At 41.6% G+C, this 18,826-nt stretch carries 19 protein-coding genes; 2 read left to right on the forward strand and 17 right to left on the reverse strand.

The genetic code is table 11. The features are described 5' to 3' along the window. Positions 1-11 precede the first annotated feature (11 nt). Genes PHA78_RS09410 through PHA78_RS09420 form a run of 3 tightly spaced genes read right to left on the reverse strand, consistent with a single transcriptional unit; the run spans position 12 to position 2,003 of the window. Positions 12-713, reverse strand: coding sequence for a Bax inhibitor-1/YccA family protein (locus tag PHA78_RS09410; protein ID WP_024375827.1), 702 nt, complete (start codon positions 711-713; stop codon positions 12-14). A 20-nt stretch (positions 714-733) separates the two neighbouring features. Next, positions 734-1,216: an HD domain-containing protein gene (locus tag PHA78_RS09415; protein ID WP_014638505.1), complete on the reverse strand. Its 483-nt coding sequence runs from the start codon at positions 1,214-1,216 to the stop codon at positions 734-736. Between the two features lie 46 nt (positions 1,217-1,262). Beyond that, positions 1,263-2,003: a TrmH family RNA methyltransferase gene (locus tag PHA78_RS09420; protein ID WP_029174988.1), complete on the reverse strand. Its 741-nt coding sequence runs from the start codon at positions 2,001-2,003 to the stop codon at positions 1,263-1,265. 130 nt (positions 2,004-2,133) lie between these two features. Here PHA78_RS09420 and PHA78_RS09425 point away from each other — a divergent pair, with 130 nt between their 5' ends. Both PHA78_RS09425 and yidC read left to right on the forward strand, forming a co-directional pair. Further along, positions 2,134-2,415, forward strand: a complete 282-nt coding sequence (locus PHA78_RS09425) for an acylphosphatase (RefSeq protein ID WP_024378319.1) — start codon at positions 2,134-2,136, stop codon at positions 2,413-2,415. Positions 2,416-2,480: 65 nt separating this feature from the next. Continuing rightward, on the forward strand, positions 2,481-3,395 hold the full coding sequence (gene yidC, locus PHA78_RS09430) for a membrane protein insertase YidC (RefSeq protein WP_024378318.1): 915 nt from the start codon (positions 2,481-2,483) through the stop codon (positions 3,393-3,395). Positions 3,396-3,469: 74 nt separating this feature from the next. On the opposite strand, the gene greA is transcribed toward yidC, so the two are convergent. The 14 genes from greA to PHA78_RS09495 form a co-directional block, all read right to left on the reverse strand. After that, entirely contained in the window at positions 3,470-3,952 is a 483-nt protein-coding gene (gene greA, locus PHA78_RS09435) for a transcription elongation factor GreA (protein WP_024378317.1), read from the reverse strand. Between the two features lie 73 nt (positions 3,953-4,025). Then, positions 4,026-5,843: an endolytic transglycosylase MltG gene (gene mltG, locus PHA78_RS09440; protein ID WP_024378316.1), complete on the reverse strand. Its 1,818-nt coding sequence runs from the start codon at positions 5,841-5,843 to the stop codon at positions 4,026-4,028. Between the two features lie 71 nt (positions 5,844-5,914). After that, complete coding sequence (locus tag PHA78_RS09445) at positions 5,915-6,400, reverse strand: GNAT family N-acetyltransferase (protein WP_024378315.1); 486 nt, start codon at positions 6,398-6,400, stop codon at positions 5,915-5,917. Positions 6,401-6,455: 55 nt separating this feature from the next. After that, on the reverse strand, positions 6,456-7,787 hold the full coding sequence (gene murC / locus PHA78_RS09450; protein ID WP_024378795.1) for a UDP-N-acetylmuramate--L-alanine ligase: 1,332 nt from the start codon (positions 7,785-7,787) through the stop codon (positions 6,456-6,458). A 1-nt stretch (position 7,788) separates the two neighbouring features. Continuing rightward, on the reverse strand, positions 7,789-8,451 hold the full coding sequence (locus tag PHA78_RS09455) for a hypothetical protein (RefSeq protein ID WP_029185423.1): 663 nt from the start codon (positions 8,449-8,451) through the stop codon (positions 7,789-7,791). 78 nt (positions 8,452-8,529) lie between these two features. Then, positions 8,530-11,622, reverse strand: a complete 3,093-nt coding sequence (locus tag PHA78_RS09460; protein ID WP_100881644.1) for a DEAD/DEAH box helicase — start codon at positions 11,620-11,622, stop codon at positions 8,530-8,532. 138 nt (positions 11,623-11,760) lie between these two features. Next, entirely contained in the window at positions 11,761-12,069 is a 309-nt protein-coding gene (locus tag PHA78_RS09465) for a hypothetical protein (RefSeq protein ID WP_024376398.1), read from the reverse strand. A gap of 1 nt (position 12,070) precedes the next feature. After that, positions 12,071-12,409 carry a hypothetical protein gene (locus PHA78_RS12490; RefSeq protein ID WP_024376397.1) on the reverse strand — a complete coding sequence of 113 codons (339 nt, stop codon included), beginning with the start codon at positions 12,407-12,409 and terminating at the stop codon, positions 12,071-12,073. Positions 12,410-12,476: 67 nt separating this feature from the next. Then, positions 12,477-13,787 (reverse strand): ribosome biogenesis GTPase Der, encoded by a 1,311-nt coding sequence (gene der, locus PHA78_RS09470; RefSeq protein ID WP_044684118.1) that lies wholly within the window; start codon positions 13,785-13,787, stop codon positions 12,477-12,479. Between the two features lie 236 nt (positions 13,788-14,023). Beyond that, entirely contained in the window at positions 14,024-14,737 is a 714-nt protein-coding gene (locus PHA78_RS09475) for a nitroreductase family protein (RefSeq protein WP_099877837.1), read from the reverse strand. Next, positions 14,734-15,633: a primosomal protein DnaI gene (dnaI, locus tag PHA78_RS09480; RefSeq protein WP_002942703.1), complete on the reverse strand. Its 900-nt coding sequence runs from the start codon at positions 15,631-15,633 to the stop codon at positions 14,734-14,736. The genes PHA78_RS09475 and dnaI overlap by 4 nt, the downstream gene beginning before the upstream one ends. Continuing rightward, the gene (locus tag PHA78_RS09485) at positions 15,633-16,784 is read right to left on the reverse strand and encodes a replication initiation/membrane attachment protein (RefSeq protein WP_024378531.1); all 1,152 of its coding nucleotides are present in this window, start codon (positions 16,782-16,784) and stop codon (positions 15,633-15,635) included. The genes dnaI and PHA78_RS09485 overlap by 1 nt, the downstream gene beginning before the upstream one ends. Then, the gene (gene nrdR, locus PHA78_RS09490; RefSeq protein WP_002938341.1) at positions 16,771-17,262 is read right to left on the reverse strand and encodes a transcriptional regulator NrdR; all 492 of its coding nucleotides are present in this window, start codon (positions 17,260-17,262) and stop codon (positions 16,771-16,773) included. The genes PHA78_RS09485 and nrdR overlap by 14 nt, the downstream gene beginning before the upstream one ends. A gap of 71 nt (positions 17,263-17,333) precedes the next feature. Then, on the reverse strand, positions 17,334-18,464 hold the full coding sequence (locus PHA78_RS09495) for an AI-2E family transporter (RefSeq protein WP_002942701.1): 1,131 nt from the start codon (positions 18,462-18,464) through the stop codon (positions 17,334-17,336). Between the last annotated feature and the right edge of the window lie 362 nt (positions 18,465-18,826).

Here is an 18,826-nt window from a genome sequence, read left to right on the forward strand (position 1 = left end):
ATATGTCATAATTAGTCTCTACTCAAACCACCAAAGATACGGAGTAGGTTGAGGAAGAGGTTGATGAAGTCAAGATAGAGCTGAAGCGCCATGGATACGACCCAACCTTGGCCAACATTACCACCAGTTTGTTCGAAAACATTGCGGATACGTTGGTTATCATAAGCAATCAAACCTGAGAATACCAAAACAGAAATGATAGACATCATAAAGCTTAGACCAGAGCTACGAAGGAAGATATTAACAACACTTGCAATAATAATTCCCCATAGAGCTGCACGCAATGCCTGGGCCATACCAGAAAGATCCTTCTTCGTTGTCATCCCAATCACAGCCATGATAGCAAACATAAGAGCCGCTGACACGAAGGCGAGTACAACTGTTTCGCTAGTATAGAACATCAAGATCATGCTGATGGTAATCCCATTTGTTACTGAGTAGGCAAGAAACATTGGTAGAGCCATCGGGCTATTTTTAGCTGCCATTGCTGAAGCAGAAACAACCAAGGCAATCTGACCAATCATAATCAGCATCATGATGATGGAACCTGCACTCAGCAGACTAAGCAATAAAGATTGAAAGACGGTCACAGCCAAGAAAGAAACTAAAGCTGATAGACCAATTCCCATGGCAACCACACCATAAATTTTACCGAAGAAACGGTTGAGGGCGGTATTATCCACCTGATTAATAATAAATGAATCGTTATTCATACTATTCTCCTTAAATCATCTTATTGAAAACGGAAGACCTTACGATTTTTCCACTTGTGTTGTAAGGGCAGACTCCACTCTCTCACAGCCCAATACTTATCTACACATGTCACAATCCAGGATTCCTTGTAGCGAGGAGGAGCGATTGTCGCACCAAACATATGCTTCACAATGATGTCTTCTTCTAGTTTATTGAGTTGAATGAGTTTCTGAGCATTGCGTTTAGCAATTCGTGGATGAACCCAAGCATGGCTCTTGTTGAATTTGGTATCTCTCCAATCATAGAAGAATAAATCATGCAATAGACCACCACGAGCTGTTGACTTGGCATCCCAACCAAATTTTTTCGCAATCTTATAGCTTGTATAAGAGACATTGATGGAATGTTCCAAGCGCGTGGAGTGATAATGATGAGGAATCTTCCCCAATTTTTGCACCTTGGGTGTGGCAATCAAGTGCCCCACGTAATGCATGTATTCTTTATCTTGTTTATATGCAACCATTCGTTAACCTCGTTGGAATATTATACCACACTATAGTACAATTGGCTTAAATAAAGCTAAACAATAGAATACCCGCCGCAATTGCTACATTGAGGCTTTCCGCCTGCCCTGGCATGGTAATATGGACAAGTTGATCCGCCTCATCGGCTACAAAAGTTGAAATTCCTTGACCTTCATTTCCCATGACCAAGGCAAAACTCGGATTTGGCGTAACTTCCTTATAGTCAACCGACTGACTAGAGAGGGTTGTTGCCAAGATTTGTAGCTGATTGCTTTTTAAAGCAGAAAAAATAGCAGTCATCGGCATCCGATAAACTGGCAAGTGGAAATGACTCCCTTGCATGGAACGCAGAACTTTCATATTGTAAATATCTGCCGACTTATCCGATAGAAATACTCCATCAAAACCAGCTGCATCAGCTGTACGAATCATGGTACCAACATTTCCAGGGTCCTGCACATCTTCCAGAACCAAAAATTTTCCATCTAAAGTCTCAGGTAGAAGTTGGCTCGGCAAAGCAAGTTGAGCTACTACCCCTTGCGGTGTCCGTGAGTCTGCCAAGTCCTGCATAATATCTGAACTGACAACTGTTACATTGGATAAGCCAGCAACCCGATGAACATGTTCTTCTGATACCAAGATATGTTCAATAGGTACTTTGGCTGCCAAAGCCTCCTCCAACAAATGCCAACCTTCAATCAAATAAGAAGAAGTACGGTATTTTTTCTGTTGTAATTTCTTAACCTGCTTGACCAAATGATTGGCCTTTGAGCGAATGATCTCCATGAATGCCCCTTTTTCTTTTACTGCTCAGCAACTTCAATTTTCCAACGGCTAAATCAATTATCTTGATTTTTGAACAGTCTTACCCAACCATGATATAATAAAGTAAATGTCTTGTCAAAAGGAGAAACTTATGCGAAAGGTAAAAATGATTGCATCTGGTCGTGTGCAAGGAGTCGGCTTTCGTTGGTCTGTTCAATTTTTAGCTGTGGAAATAGGCGACATCTACGGCAGAGTTTGGAATAATGATGATGGGACTGTCACCATTTTAGCTCAGTCAGATAATGCTGAGAAGCTCAGCCATTTTATCCATGAAATTCGGAAAGGGCCTTCTCGTATGGCCAAAGTTACCTATCTAGATATCACCCTAGCCAACTTCGAAGACTATAAGGATTTTCAGGTGGCGTATAGATAAAACTTGTATATTTTGAACAAAAAAAGTAAAATAGAATGTATCTTGTAAAAAAGGAATGTATCATTTTGAAAAAGAATAAACGAATTTTATTAACAGGTCTAGCCCTGTCTACGCTAGTATTTCTATCAGGATGTGTGCAGACAAAGAACGGTGTTCCTACTGGTGAAGGTTGGGTCTACAACTTCCTTGTTGCCCCAATGGGAAACCTGATTAAATTCTTCGCGGAAAACCAAGGACTCGGTTTCGGCGTTGCTATTATCATCGTGACATTGATTGTTCGTCTCTTCATCATGCCACTAGGTATTTACCAATCTTGGAAATCAACCTATCAGTCCGAGAAAATGAATTACCTCAAACCAATTTTAGGTCCAATCCAAGAACGCATGAAAAATGCAAGTTCCCAAGAAGAGCAATTAGCTGCCCAACAGGAATACTTTGCTGCTCAAAAACAATATGGTGTCAGCGTATTTGGTGGAATGGGCTGCCTTCCTATCTTGATTCAAATGCCATTCTTTACGGCACTCTTCTACGCAGCTCGTTACACGGAAGGAATCTCAGAAGCGACCTTCCTTGGCATTGACCTTGGTTCACCAAGCATCATTCTTACTGCCGTTGCTGGTGTCCTTTATTACATCCAATCTCTATTGATGCAAGTTGGTATGGATGAAGAACAGAAAAAACAAATGCGGACTGTTGCTATTATAAACCCACTGTTTATCGTTATGTTCTCCTGGTCATCTCCTGCCGGAGTTACACTATATTGGGTAGTCGGTGGATTTATCGGTCTTGTTCAACAAGCTCTTACAAACTTCATCTTGAAACCACGTATCCGTGCTAAGGTTGAAGAAGAATTTAAAAATAATCCTCCAAAACCATATAAATCAACTATCAAGGATGTAACTCCTAAAGCATCTGCTATCATCGAAGAAAAAACGTCTAAGAAATCAAACCGTAACGCCGGTAAACAACGGTCTAGATAAAACATAACAACCATCCGATCAGATGGTTGTTTTCTTATGCAAAAAAGAGAGAATCTTTCGACCCTCTCCACACCTTATTTCGTTTTTTCAACCTTCAAGATTTTTACATCATAACTACCAGCAGGTGTTTCAATTGTTGCAACATCTCCTGTTTTTTTACCAATCAAAGCATGACCAATTGGGCTTTCATTTGAAATCTTGTTTGCAAAGGCATCTGCACCTGCAGCACCAACGATATGATAGACTTCTTCCTCGGTCTCACCAACTTCTTGAACAATCACAGTCTTACCAATTGCCACTTCATCTGCAGCAACTGCATCACTGTTTACGATTTCAGCATAACGAATTTTTGTTTCGATTGTTGAGATTTGACCTTCAACAAAAGCCTGTTCATCTTTAGCTGCTTCGTACTCAGAGTTTTCTGAAAGGTCTCCGTAAGAACGAGCAATTTTAATACGTTCAACAATTTCTGGTCGACGAACTAGCTTTAGTTCCTCTAATTCTTTTTCTAATTTTTCCTTTTCTTCCAAGGTCATTGGATATGTTTTTTCTGCCATTTGTCTTTCCTTTTCTTTTATTTTTCATGAAAACAAAATTATGTGGAAAACCACATAATTTTGTTGTAAGAATTTACTCATTATTAAGATGTGCATTTACATACTTAGCAACGTTTTGGTTATGTTCATCAATATTATTTGTAAAGTAAACACTTCCAGTTGTAACATCTGCTACAAAGTAAAGATAGTCTGTCGTGTTGGCATTAATCACTGCCTCGATAGCCGAAAGGCTTGGACTATCCACTGGTCCAGGCATCAATCCTGGTGTCCAATAAATATTGTATGGTGACTCAATTGATGTATCAATCGCTGCATCTTCTGCTAGAGTTGTTTCTTGACCAAGTTTACCCTGAGCATACAAGATTGCAATATTGGATTGTAGAGGCATTGCTGCATTCAAGCGGTTAAAGAAGACACTTGCAATGTTTCGACGATCTTCATCAGTAGAACCTTCTTTTTCAACCAAAGATGCCAAGGTAAGAACTTCATTTACAGTCAAATTCTTAGCAGCAATCGTTTCATAATATGGTTGTAAACGATTATCCATCGCGACAATCATTTGCTCAACGAGCTCTTCGATAGTTGTTTCGTCGCTGTATTCATAAACCGCTGGGAAGAGGTAACCTTCCAACTGATAAATAACTCCACTATCAGCAGCTGGTAAGCTGGCAAACAATTTTGGATAAGTAGCAACCATTCGATTAATAAAATCTTGGTTGGTCACAGTAGCCATAAATTGTTCTGTGGTAAATGGTGTTTTATCATTTTTATCTTCTGTCTTGGTATTATCTGTAATAGCCTGAGCAATTTGTGTCAGTGTATACCCTTCAACAATCAAAATCTTACCTGCGGCTTCTTTTTGAGCTGTCGGAGTGCCACTTTCTTGAAGTGCTTTGGCGATGTCATCCACAGACATATTTTGTTTTAAATTATAAAAACCACTTTGGAAATTATTATAACTCTTAATTTTAGAGTAGTAATTAAAAATAGTAGCATTCTTAATCAACTTGTTATCAACTAAAATTTTACCAATTTCTAAAGTTGAAGACCCTTCTGGAATCTCTACCTGAATAGCTTCTGTAGCTTTTGCATTAACTGGTTCCAGACTAGATTTTACCCACATATAACCAGTAACACCTGTCACTAGAACCGCCACTACAATAATCGACATGATAACAGAGACAATGCGTTTCGCAGCGTTATCTTGTTTTTTACGACGTTGCTTGCTTGTTCTGTGGGTTGTTCTTCTTCGGGGTTGTGTTTCCTGCATCTGCTTGTCTACTTCTGAAACAATAGCCGTTGTCTTTGGAGCTATAATCGTTTCCTCTAGTGAGATAACCTCTGTATCACCCGTTACAGCTGATACATCTTCCGTTGGAAATTCCAAAAATGTATCTTCCAAAGAAGACTTCTCTGAAAGGACAGGCTCAACTGGTTCGGAAACCAACGAGCTTGATGGAGCCTCGTCAAATTCTACAGTATTAGCCGCCACAAGGTTTCGTAGCTCTTCCAAGTTCCTCTCCACCGTATCTTGAGGAACCGGACTTGAAATGACTTCTTTTTCAATCACAAAAGTCTCTGGAGTAGCCAAAGTTTCTGATGTTGGCTCTTCAATACTTTCCGTCATCACTTCTGATTCTTGCTGTTCTTCTGGCAAGTATGAATCAGGGAAAGCAATACCTTCTACTTTTACAATTTCAGGCTCTCTATGGAGGGCTTTTTCTTCGGCAAGACTAGGCTGGAGCTCGTTGATAATTTCGTTACGCTTATCAACAAGAACATCCGCTGATTGTTCCGCCAAACGTTTCACCTTCAATTCTTCCAAATCTCGTAAAATTTGATCGCGGAAGCTTGAAGACTGCGTGTTTTTTTCATTCGTATCCTTTGTCACGCTGTTACTCCTTTCACACAGTTACTATACATTATATCTTAAAGGCTTATGAATTGCAAGAACTTCCCTTTCTACAAGGCTTTCCAGTACATATCACTCCATATTTGTCCTCCAAATTGCGACAAGGAGGGGCCAAAGTCTTCAAACTGGTTCATTTCATAGTAGCCAATCAGATACTCCTTACAGGTCAGGGAAACTCCTTCAAATCCTCCCGCTAAAGCCACTTCTTTTATGGCTGCCAACAAAAGAGTTCCCACTCCCTGTCCCTTATAGGTATCCGCTACGGATAGACTGGCAATAGCTAGGTGACTGCCTGTCGGCATGTCACTCTCTGTCAAGTAAAAAATATCGTCTGTCACAGTCTGCGAAACAGAGGGACAGGATAATAAATATCCTGCTATTTCCCCATCGTGTTCCATTATTAAACAGGTTTTACTCAAAGCATTCAGATAAATGGCAAGAACAGACTCAGCTATCCGTTCCTCTTTAGAAAAATTGGCATTTTCAATCAAAACAACTTGTTCTAAATCCGAAGGAGTAGCAAAACGAATTTCCATAATTTTCTCCCTTATATAGCGGAAAAACAGGGGCCATAGGCCTCCGTCTTTCTTTTTATTGGACGTTATTTGTGAGATTTGACAAGAGTCTTTCGAAGGAATATTCATAGGACTGAATATCACCAGCTCCCATAAATACATATACTGCATTGTCATGGTCTAAAAGTGGTGAAGTATTTTCAACTGTAACAAGTCCACCTTTTTTGTTGATTTTAGCCGCCAAATCTTCTACCTTAACCTGACCATTGTCTGTTTCACGCGCTGAGCCATAAATTTGAGCAAGGTAAACTGCATCTGCTCCATTCAAAGCATCTGCAAACTCATCGAGAAGTGCAATGGTACGAGTGAATGTATGTGGTTGGAAGATGGCTACCAACTCCTTGCTAGGATACTTCTGACGTGCCGCATCAATGGTTGCAATGATTTCCGTTGGATGGTGAGCAAAGTCATCAATGATAACAGTATCATTGACAATTTTCTCCGTAAAGCGACGTTTGACACCTCCAAATGTCTTCAGGTGTTCTGCAACCAGTTGCAAATCAAATCCAGCAATATAGAGATTGGCAATAACAGCTGTTGCATTCATCACATTATGCTTGCCAAAGGTTGGAATTTGGAATTCTCCCAACTCTTCTTCACCATGGCGAACTTTGAATTGTGAACCACTTGTAGAAGGCTTCAAGTCATAGGCAACAAAATCATTATTGTCTTCCAAGCCATAATAGTAGATTGGAGCATTTGCCGTGATACGACGAAGTTGCTCATCTTCACCAAAAACGAAGAGAGCTTTTTTTACTTGCTTCGCATAGTCATTGAAAGCATTGAAAACATCCTCTAGACTAGTGAAATAATCTGGATGGTCAAAATCAATATTGGTAATGATGCTGTATTCAGGATGGTATGGGGCAAAGTGACGTTCGTATTCATCGGATTCGAACACAAAATACTGAGCATTTGCCGAACCGCGACCAGTACCATCACCAATCAAGAAGGAAGTATCTGTGATATTGCGCATAACATGTGCCAATAATCCCGTTGTAGAGGTCTTACCATGGGCACCAGCAACACCGAGGCTCGTAAAACCTTTCATAAATTCACCTAGAAATTCATGGTAACGTTTGTAGGTATAGCCCTGGGCATCAGCATAAGCGATTTCCACATTGTTATCTGGACGAAAAGCATTACCAGCAATCAATTCAACATCTGCTGTAATATTTTTCTCATCAAACGGTAAAATCTGAATCCCAGCTTGTTCAAGCCCACGTTGTGTAAAGTAGTATTTCTCTACATCACTACCTTGAACCTTGTGCCCCATTTGATGCAACATAAGAGCAAGTGCGCTCATACCTGATCCCTTAATTCCGATAAAATGATAGGTTTTTGTCATGTTATCCCTCTTCTATATGTGTCAAATTCAATTCTTGTGCCACTTGGCGATCTCGTTGTTGTCTGCGCTCAGGATAATTGTAAACCTGACTCTTTCTTAAAAAGTCATACGAATTTTTCTTTATAACCTGCTCCTGTTCTCTATCTTCTTTCTTCAAAGAATAGACAGCTGGCATATCAGCGAGAATATAGTCTGTCTGACGTAGGTTGTCCGCCAAACGTGTCAACCGACCTGCCTTAGATTCAGTTGTTGAAACGACAGGAGGTTTCACCACAACTTTAGCTGGTGCTGGTTTTTCATCTCTTAAGTAGGTTGCTGATCGTTTTTTCTTCAAGTCTTCTCTAGCCTGTTCACGAGCCAACTGCCCCTGTGTTTTCACTGGAGAAGGCTTCGTTTTAGTCAGTTGCTGAAGGCGTTCCTTGCGAGAATAATGGCTTGGCTTAGCTTCAAACAGAGGAGGCAGGAGCTCATCTTCCGTTTGTACTACTGGTTTTGCCGACGCAACTCGCTGTGAATCGGTAGACCCGCTAAATTCCTTTTCTTGATAAGGTCCCCTGATATTGCTAATCAGGTCGCTCTCATCATATAAACTCATAATTGGATTTTCTCCAACTAGTACCTCATCATCTGCGACTAGTGGAAATCTTTTTTCATGTCTAATCATAAGTCATCCTTTCGAACCCTTATTATACCATACTTAGGCCTTATTTCCTAATTCTACGCTGAGTCAACTGATTCCATATCACTCAATCCCTAAAATCTCACGAATATCCTCAACCGTCAAATTCGCTCGGCTTTCATTGCCATCAAGGACTGTTTTGACAAGGTTCTTTTTATTTTCTTGTAATTCTTGAATCTTCTCTTCGATTGTCCCTCTAGTAATCAGGCGATAGCATTCAACCTTCTCAGTCTGCCCCATGCGATGAGCCCGGCTGATAGCCTGTGCTTCCACGGCAGGATTCCACCAAAGGTCGACTAGGATGACTGTGTCTGCACCTGTCAAATTCAAGCCAACGCCACCTGCTTTCAAGGAAATGAGAAAGGCATCTCGACTTCCTGCATTGAAGGCCTGTGTCATTTCTTGGCGTTGGTTAGCAGGGGTTGAACCAGTCAAAGTATAGGATGTCATCCCAATTTCTACCAGCTGTTCTTCTATTTTTTCCAGCATATTTCTGAATTGGGAGAATATCAAGACCCTGTGTTCACCTTCTTTTAGCTGCAAGAGTAATTCTTTCAAACTATTAAGTTTGCCACTCTCACCACTAAACTCTTCCATGAAAAGGCTGGGGGTATCACAGATTTGACGTAAGCGAGTAATTCCTGATAGGATTTCTATCTTACTACGATTGATTTGAGCATCATCTGCGCCAGCTATTTGAGTCCGCATTTGTTGAAGCTGGGCTAGGTAGATGGCTTTTTGTTCATCTGTTAGTTCATTAAGTACATTGACTTCTATCAAATCAGGCAATTCCTGAAGAACGTCTTCCTTATGACGTCTGAGAACGAAGGGTTGAATGGTCCGCGCAATGTCCTTGGCTGCTAATTTACCGAAGTCTTGTTTGCCTGGCAATAAACCTGGTAAGACAATTTGGAAAATGGACCAGAGTTCCGTCAAATGGTTTTCAATCGGCGTACCTGAGAGGGCAAAGCAATTACCAACCTCAAACTCACGCAGTAGCTGTGCAATCTTAGATTGGGCATTCTTCATGACCTGCGCCTCATCTAAAATGAGGTAGTCAAAGCGTTCCTGTCTATAGAGTGCAACATCCTGTCTGAAGGATGGATAGGAGGTAACTAAGACTTGGTAACCATTGGCAATGATCTCTTCACGCTGGTCCTTGTTTCCATGGACAACCGCCACATCTAAACTTGGAGCAAACCGCTTGCACTCATCTAACCAGTTATAAATCAAGCTAGACGGTGCCAATATTAAAACTTTGGAATCTTTTGTCATCCGACTGGACAGAAAGGCGATAGTTTGCAAGGTCTTTCCAAGCCCCATGTCGTCAGCTAAAATTCCACCAAAACCATACGTATCCAGCATAGTCAACCACTTAAGCCCTGTCTGCTGATAATCCCTAAGCGACGTTGTTACTTCCGCATCAGGAAGCGGGAACAAATCTGGCTGAGCTAGATAGCTTGCCATTTCCTCAAATTCCTTGGAGAAACTGACTTGGTTGAATTGTGACAAGGATTGAGCCAATTGGTAACCGGCAAGAGCATGGACTTGTACCTGCCCCTCCTTACCATGACGAGCCCGCAGATAGATTAGGGTTTGACTGATTTTCTTAGTTTCCTCATCAAAAACAAATACCTTACCGCTCGGGCTAGTATAGTGATCCTCTTGATTCAGCAAGGCTGTAATCGCCTGATCGATTTCAGATTGTTCAATACCTGATAAGTCAAACGAAATATCCAAAAGTGAGCCGTTACGCACAATTTCTAATTGAGGTTTGGCTTCAATATATAAAGCCTGGAGCCTTTCTGCTAGATGAACCTGCCCCATTTTTTGTAATATAGGCAATTGTTGTTGGAAAAATGGATAGAGCTCCTGCTGACTAAGAGCCGCTCTCTGGGCATGATATGTCCCCCTAAAGCCAGCTAAACGAATAGCCTGATAGACCCTCTCCAAATGTTGGAAATGGCTGGCAAAAGGCAGGAGAGCCAAATCCTCTTCACTCCTTACCTGACGTCCATCAAAATCCAAAACCAATTGGAGTGATAAACTGTCATTTGCCTCCATCTGAACATGAAATTCTGGCTTGAAATCATGAATGATGAAGCGTTTAGGTGCCTTAACAGTCCCAATTGTCTGCAAATCTAGCAAGCTTAAAGCCAGACGATTTTGGTCAGGGAAATCCACCTGCACTTTTCTCAAACCTGATTCGGTTGGAACAAGTTCGGAAATTTGGTAAATCAGATGTTCTTGATGGCGATTGACACTATAAACCGTGCCATTTACTAAGAGATAGCGCCCATGAAAAAGAGGTCGGACTGTTTTTTCGTGAATAACCATTTCAATCATCTGCGTGTGAACGGTCACCTCAAAATGATAGAGCCCTTCCTCCCCTGTCAATGGAAGAACCATCAAGGAGGAATAGGACTGCTGTTGATAGGAAAAGTTAAAATGTTCTAGCTGATTTAACAGCTCTAACCCCTCCTCAAAATAGGCTTGTGGCAGACGAAAATATCGTCCAAAATGAGTAAGAATATCCGAATCTATACCAACTTTCTCTGGTACCAAGGCCCAGAGAAAATCCAGGAGAGCCTGACTTGGTTCATCAAAATTTTCATAAGTAACTTGCTCATAATAATTTTTACCTATCTGATAGTGACCGTTGGCTTTCACAATGCGCAAAAAAGCTCCGATGTCCCGCACAATATACGAACGTGTATCTGGCAAGCGGGTCATTTTCAAGGTCCAATCTATCTGACGATCATAGGGCAATAAGCTCCCTTCAACTGATAACTGATACTTAATCCCCAATTCAGGTTCTGGCCGCAAAATTTCATCTAAAAAGAGACCGCCAAAATATGTCCGACGGACGGTTTCCTTATGTTGTTCACCATCTTCTTTCAAAGACTGCTTCATATCCTTGCCTGAGGCATCATTTTTTAAAAAATACTCCGTGGCAGCTAGGTGTTGACAGTAGCCCTTACTTTGAAATAACTGGCAACTACACTGTAAATCGCTATCTGCATCGCCGTAAGTAAAGCGCTCACCAGCAATATCCAGCACCATCTTTCCATTCTCACTATGAAGAACAGTTAGTTTTCCAGCCTCGTACAAATCAATTCCTTCTTGGCGAATCCGCCCTGGCATCATGCGACCCATTCTAACTCCTTTATCCTTCAACCAATCATCAGCTCTTCTGTAAAATATATCTAAAATATTATCTTTTCATTATAGCATATTTTCAATTTGAATTGTTTAAATAGGTATCAAAAAACACCAGCTGGTAAACTGGTGTCTCTAATGAATAACTAAATAATATATCGTTGCTTGCCACATTTTCAAGATTGTTTTTCCGCTTTTCCAAAGCCAAAATAGGGCAAATGGCAGGAAAACAACTGCCACTACTACGTTAATCAAGCCTTTTCCATCCAAGAAAAACTTGAAAAAGAAGACAGTCACACAGGTAAGCAAGGCAAGGAGTAAGACATGAATCAGAACTCCCAACCAGCCCAGCCAATAGCGAATTCCAAAGGGAGGGTGTTTCTTTTCATCGAAGTCTGCTAGACCAGTCAAAAACTCAACTAGTAACTCACCAAAAAATTCCATACTAGCCTACCTTTCTTACCCGTCGATAATACTTGGTTCGTCGAATCATCATCTTGATAGCCTTAAAGGAAAGTAAGGTTAGCATACTAGCCACGAATAGACAAAAAAGGAATATCACAACCAATGGCTGTTTATACTGATGATAGACCATAATTGAACCACCAGTAAAGGCGATAAAATAGGATGCCAAAGTCACAAAATTGAGCCAGATGCAAGCTACTAGTCCCAGCCAATAACGAAAGCCGAAAGGTTTATACTGACTGTCTTCATAAAATACAAGAAAAAATGATGAAAAAGACAGCAATATCAAAAAAGAACGCCAAATCGGAACCGCTACCATACCAACACCTCCAAGTCCATTCTAGCATATTTACGAATAATTGCAAAGAAAAAAGAGGTTACCCTCTTTATTTCCGTTTCCGTGCAATCAGATGAATCGGTGTCCCTTCAAATACAAAGGCCTTGCGGATTTGATTTTCCAAGAAACGCATATAGGAGAAGTGCATGAGCTCTTCTTCGTTGACAAAGACCACAAAGGTCGGTGGCTTGGTCGCAACTTGTGTCGCGTAGAAAATCTTGAGACGTTTCCCCTTGTCAGTCGGTGTCGGGTTAATGGCAATGGCGTCCATGATAACATCGTTGAGAACAGCCGATGGAATACGGGTATTCTGACTTTCACTGATGGCCTTAATCATCTCAGGCAACTTATGCAAGCGTTGTTTGGTCAAGGCTGACACAAAGATAATCGGTGCGTAAGACAAGTATTGGAACTGGTCACGAATATCGTCTTCCCACTGCTTCATGGTATGGTTGTCTTTTTCAAGCGTATCCCACTTGTTGACCACGATAATCATTCCCTTACCAGCTTCATGGGCAAAACCTGCGATGCGTTTGTCATACTCACGAATGCCTTCTTCTGCATTGATAACCATCAATATGACGTCCGAACGTTCAATGGCACGCATGGCACGCATAACAGAGTATTTCTCGGTATTTTCATAGACCTTACCAGACTTGCGCATCCCTGCAGTATCAATCATGGTAAATTCTTGACCTTCTGGGTCTGTAAAGTGTGTATCAATCGCATCACGAGTCGTTCCAGCAACAGGCGACGCAATCACGCGCTCTTCACCCAAAATAGCATTGATAAGACTGGATTTCCCAACGTTGGGACGACCAATCAAGCTGAACTTGATAATGTCTGGATTTTCTTCTGCTTCTTGGACCGGAAGATTTTCAATGATAGCATCCAGGACATCCCCTGTTCCGATACCATGTACAGAAGATACTGGATAAGGATCACCAAGACCGAGTGAATAGAAATCGTAGATGTCATTACGCATTTCTGGGTTATCGACTTTATTGACAACCAAAATAACTGGTTTGTTGGTCTTGTATAAGATACGCGATACGTACTCATCCGCATCGGTCACACCTTCCTTGCCTGATACGACAAAGACGATAACATCCGCTTCATCCATGGCAATCTCAGCCTGATGCTTGATTTGCTCCATGAAAGGAGCATCCACATCATCGATACCACCTGTATCAATTAGGGAAAACTTGCGATTGAGCCACTCACCAGTAGCATAAATACGGTCGCGGGTCACACCTTCCACATCTTCTACGATAGAAATGCGTTCCCCCGCAATACGGTTAAATAGTGTTGATTTACCAACGTTGGGACGGCCAACGATGGCGATAGTTGGTAGAGCCATAGCTCCTCCTCTTCTAATATAGTCGTTTTCGTTTATCTTTTATTACGTCGACGCATGAGGAAACTTCGTTTCCCTATTTCCAACTTCAAATAATGTCATCATTATTTGAACTCGCTTTGCCGTACTCCAGTACTATCTGCAGCTTTTGATGTGAACTTGGTTCACTTTATCTCCAATCTCAAACTGTCTCCCAGACAGTTTGAGCGAGTACTAAAAGCAAATAAAAAGACTATAACTTACAATAGTTTATTTTTTTCTAATACAGCCCTCGTTTCAGGCTGCTCTGGCTGACCAAACTGGGCAACCATACGCTCAGACCAGGTTTCTGTCTGACGGGCACCTGCATAGTCTGTCTGAACTTGGTCGTAGGCTTGGATTACTTCCACGCCTTGCTCCACATATTCTTCCTGAAAGACAATGGCTTCGCTTTCCAAACGTGGTTTAACAGGATGGTTTTGGGCTGGTCGACCCAGGGCAATGCAGAAAATTGGATAGGTATAGTCTGGTAAGTTGAACAGCTCTGCTATTGCCAAGGCCTTATGGCGAATCATACCGATAAATACGCCACCGTAACCTAAGCTTTCCTCTGCCAAGAGGGCGTTTTGCCCTGCTAGGCTCGCATCAACAGAAGAAATCAGGAGATTCTCTGTTCCTTTGGCATCAAAGTCTGAACCATGGAGTTGAGCCGCCTTGCTGGCACGATTATGGTCGCCCACAAAGAGTAAAATAGCCTGAGCCTGCAAGATAGCTGGCTGGGGCACCAAATCATAGAGAGCCTGTTTTTTCTCCTCCGACTGCACCACAATGATGGAATAAGACTGGAAATTCTTCCAGCTAGACGCTGCCCGCCCCGCTGTGATAATAGCTTGTAAATGTTCCGCCTCAATGGGCTCTTCCGTAAAACGACGGACGGAAGTATGGTTCAGCATCAAATCAATGGTTTCATTCATCGGCGATTCTTTCCTTTCAAATGCAAATCGCGAGCCAGATAGCGAATCCGCTCCATAACCCGTTTGGCCTGCCAGGTCTCATCACCAGACTTGCCAGAGGCGAAATGACGCTCCAAATCATCAAAGGAGAAATTGGACGTAAAGAAGGTCGGCAGATTTTCCTGCATACGGTATTGCAGAATGACCTGTAGAACATCGTCACGTACCCACGGACTATGTTGCTCCGCTCCGATGTCATCTAGCACCAAGACTTGAGCCATCTTAATTTCATCAATCCGCTCCTTGACAGAACCATCTTTGATAGCATTTTTTATATCGACAACAAAGGTCGGATAGTGGAGCATGGTAGTTGATTGAAGATGAGTTTTGGATAACAAATTGGCTAAATAAGCCATCAAATAACTTTTACCAATACCGAAATTGCCATAGATGTAAAGACCTTTTGGCTTTTCTTCAAAACGTTTGACAAAATCCGCAATGGCTAACATGACTTCCACACGATTTTCATCGCTCTTATCAATATCCGCCACGGTTACATTTTTCAAACTTGCCGGCATATTGATAAGCTGGATACGGTTCTTGATAGCTTCCAAACGACGGTATTCGACCAATTCCTCTGTCTCAAGATAGGACACATCCGCATAGCCCTCATTCATAACCAAAACAGGTTGATACCCCTTGGCAATATAGGATTCATCCTGTTTGACAAAGAGGTCACGCTGACTGATATATTCCAAAAACTTAGAAATGGAGAGGGTGATTTCCTGCTGGGTCAAACCTTCTTTTTTGATAAAAGCAGCGACTTCAGGATCACTCACTATCTCCTGATAGAGTTGCTGATAAGATTTTGGACTTGGATTGGTTGTTTGCGACAACCTGTCTTGAACTGATTTCATCAGCTACCTCCTTTGTTTTCCATTTCTTCTAATTCACGATAAAGAGCCGCCAGCTTGGCTTGACCTTCCTGCGTTTGTCCTTGCTGAACCTCTTCCTTACTCCACTCAGGCACATTGGTTTTGGTTTCTTGCTTGGGTTTACTTTGTGGCTGACCTGTCTTCAACTCTCTTAGGTAAAGAACAGCTGCCTCTGCACTGCCAATTCCCTTGTAGGAAAAATCATTGCCCAATTTCATGGCATATTTTTCATTGAGATTGGCTGAGTCCACCTTGTTAAAGGTATAGAGGACCAAGACATTGATGACTTCGTCAAGCATACCCAAATTGGCCAAATCCGTCAAGCATTTTCGTTCTGTTGCGGTCACCGCTGCCTTGCGTTGCTCCTTGATAAAGGACAGGAAGGTTAGGCTGGATTTTGATTTCGCTTCACGAACAATTGCTTGTTCTTGGGCAGTGAGGTTGGCGCTTTCTGTTGGCAATGACTGACGTGACTGCTGCAAGCGTTTGGTCGAGATGGTCTGTCCAATAGCTGTTGCTTTAGCCTGCCGATAGGTTTCCAACCAGGTCCACCCTGCCTGCTCTGCTATGTAACTAAGCGCAATAACATCCTCAGCTTCATCCTGAAAAAGAAGCTTATCTTTAGCCATTAATGCCTTGAAGGCAGACCAGTCAAAATCATGTTTCGGTTCAAAAACAACTGGAGCCTGCCCATCCATAGTAAAGACCTGAGAAAATGTTTTTGAGATATTTTGTTCTTGATTGGGTTGATGAACAAGTAGATTCTCCATGCTTGACTCCCCAATCTTCCTTGCTAACAAGTTCTTATACAAGGGTTTCGCTAGAAAACTTTTTACGGTCAGAGGGGCTTGTAGCGCCAAACCTGTTAATTCATCTGCACGATAGAGTTCTAGGAGCCCCATGGCAGTCAGAACATCCAGAGCCTTCTCCAAACGATTCATCCCAAAATCCATGTGATTGAGAATGACAGTCCATTTGTAACGTCCTTGCCCTTGATCGGCAAAACTATAAAAGTAATAATAAAGCGCTAATGCATCAAAACCGATAATCGGCTGGTAGCATTGGCTAAGACTGACAATATCAGGTGTAAACGGGCTGATTTTTATATAGGCAAATAAATCATTTGGTTTCATCTTTTTTTCCCGGTTTTACCTTACTTCCTTTGGAAATCATCTGCTTAAGCAAATTTTCTAGCTCTCCAACATCTTTGAAAGAACGATAAACCGATGCAAAACGCACATAGGTGATTTCATCCAATTCGACCAATTCTTCCATTACCAAATTCCCAATGACATCGGATTCTATTTCACTATCACCTTGTGCTCGAACCTTCTGTTCAATCCGATTCACCACTTCATCAATATCATCGGTTGACACAGGGCGCTTTTGAGCAGAACGAATAATCCCATTGAAAATCTTTTCACGTGAAAACTGCTCTCTAGTTCCGTCTTTTTTTACAACGACTAGAGTTTTCTCTTCAATCCGTTCATAGGTGGTAAAACGTTGACCACATTGGTCGCAGGAACGACGACGACGGATGGTATTGCCATCTTCAGCCTGACGACTATCAATGACACTTGATTTCAAACTCTGACATTTTGGACAACGCATACTCTTTCTCCTACATAAACTTTATCACTTCAGTATAGCATAAAAATGACAAAAATAAAAGAAAGCGAGAATTACTCACTTTCTACCAATAATTCATCTTGCTTCTTCAATCGACTGGCAACCCATTCACGAACCAAGCGGTAGACAACCGCAAAAATTGGGGTAAAGAAGACCATTCCAAGCAAGCCAAACAAATTACCACCAATCAAGGCTGCAGCCAGGGTAAAGAGAGTCGGAAGACCAACTGATTGACCAACCACGCGCGGGTAAATCACATTCCCTTCAATCAACTGAAGAATCTGGAAGAGTACGATAGACCAGAGTGCCAAGAGCGGATTTTGTACCGCCACAAAGAGAGCACTAATCAAACACGCTGAAAAGGGACCGATATAAGGTACAAATGATAGGACCCCAGCCAAAATACCAGCCATGCTGGCATAAGGAATTCCTGAGAGCGAATAACTAACAAAGACAAGTGTCCCAATGATACACGCCTCAACAATCTGACTCATCAAGAATCGGTCATAGGTATCAACAATAACTTCTCCAATATAGTTCACTACTCTGACAGCCTTCTCTGGCAAGGTAGCCTGCAAGAACTTTCTCGTCATCGCCTGCAAGTGTTCCTTGCTCCCTAAAATCGCTAGAGTGAAGAAGAAAGCCATTATCAACGTCATAGTGTTCGAAAAAATCCCCGTCACATTGGACACCAAGCCAGATAAAATCGGTGTAACCAAACTTGAAATAAGTGTTAAATTCTTCAACTGATCCAAAAAGCTGGCAATCTGGTCTCCGATTTGTCCCGACAAAAGACCATTTGATTCAAGAAAATTAGTTAGGGCATTTACCGATTTTGGAATGGCTGTGCTACTAACCGAAACCAGTTCTGAAACAGTCGTCACCAATGTAGGAAGAACAATCACCACCAGTCCCGTCACAATTAAAGCAAATCCAATTAATACTCCAACAATTGCCAAAGACCGCTTGGATTTCTTTAAAAAAGAAATTTTTTCAAACTGATCTTCTAATTTTTTCATGGGAACATTGAGAATAAAGGCAAAAATAGCTCCAATAAAAAGCGAATTCATACTGCCTAATAATTGTTGAATAGCCCCATAAATACTAGACCAGTTGAGAACAGCTAACAATGTCGCTCCAGATAAGAGTATTAATATGACTTTTTCTTTAAATGATGTATTCATAACTTTTCCATTCTTACTTATTGGCTACTATTTTATCACACGCTTATAGAAAAAGAAAGAGGGGCTGGACAAAAAGACCAACCTCTCTTTTCAAAGTTCGTGTCAACATCTCAGCGCAGTGGTTGATTGGGTTTAACAGTCCAGTGGACTGTTAAAGGTTGGAGATAAGATTTGCGAAGCAAATCTCAGAAATTCGCGTTTCACACTCAAAATCTGACCTCTACGACTGATGCGAACAGAGTTCGCTTCATCTCCAACCTCAAACTATCTCCCAGACAGTTTTGTAGCGAACTTTGTTCGCTCTATTTCCAACTTCCAACTGTCCCCCAGACAGTTTGAGCTGTGCGGGGGTGGGAGTGAAA

The organism is Streptococcus sp. HN38 (assembly GCF_028335765.1).
GTDB classification, from domain to species: domain Bacteria; phylum Bacillota; class Bacilli; order Lactobacillales; family Streptococcaceae; genus Streptococcus; species Streptococcus suis_P.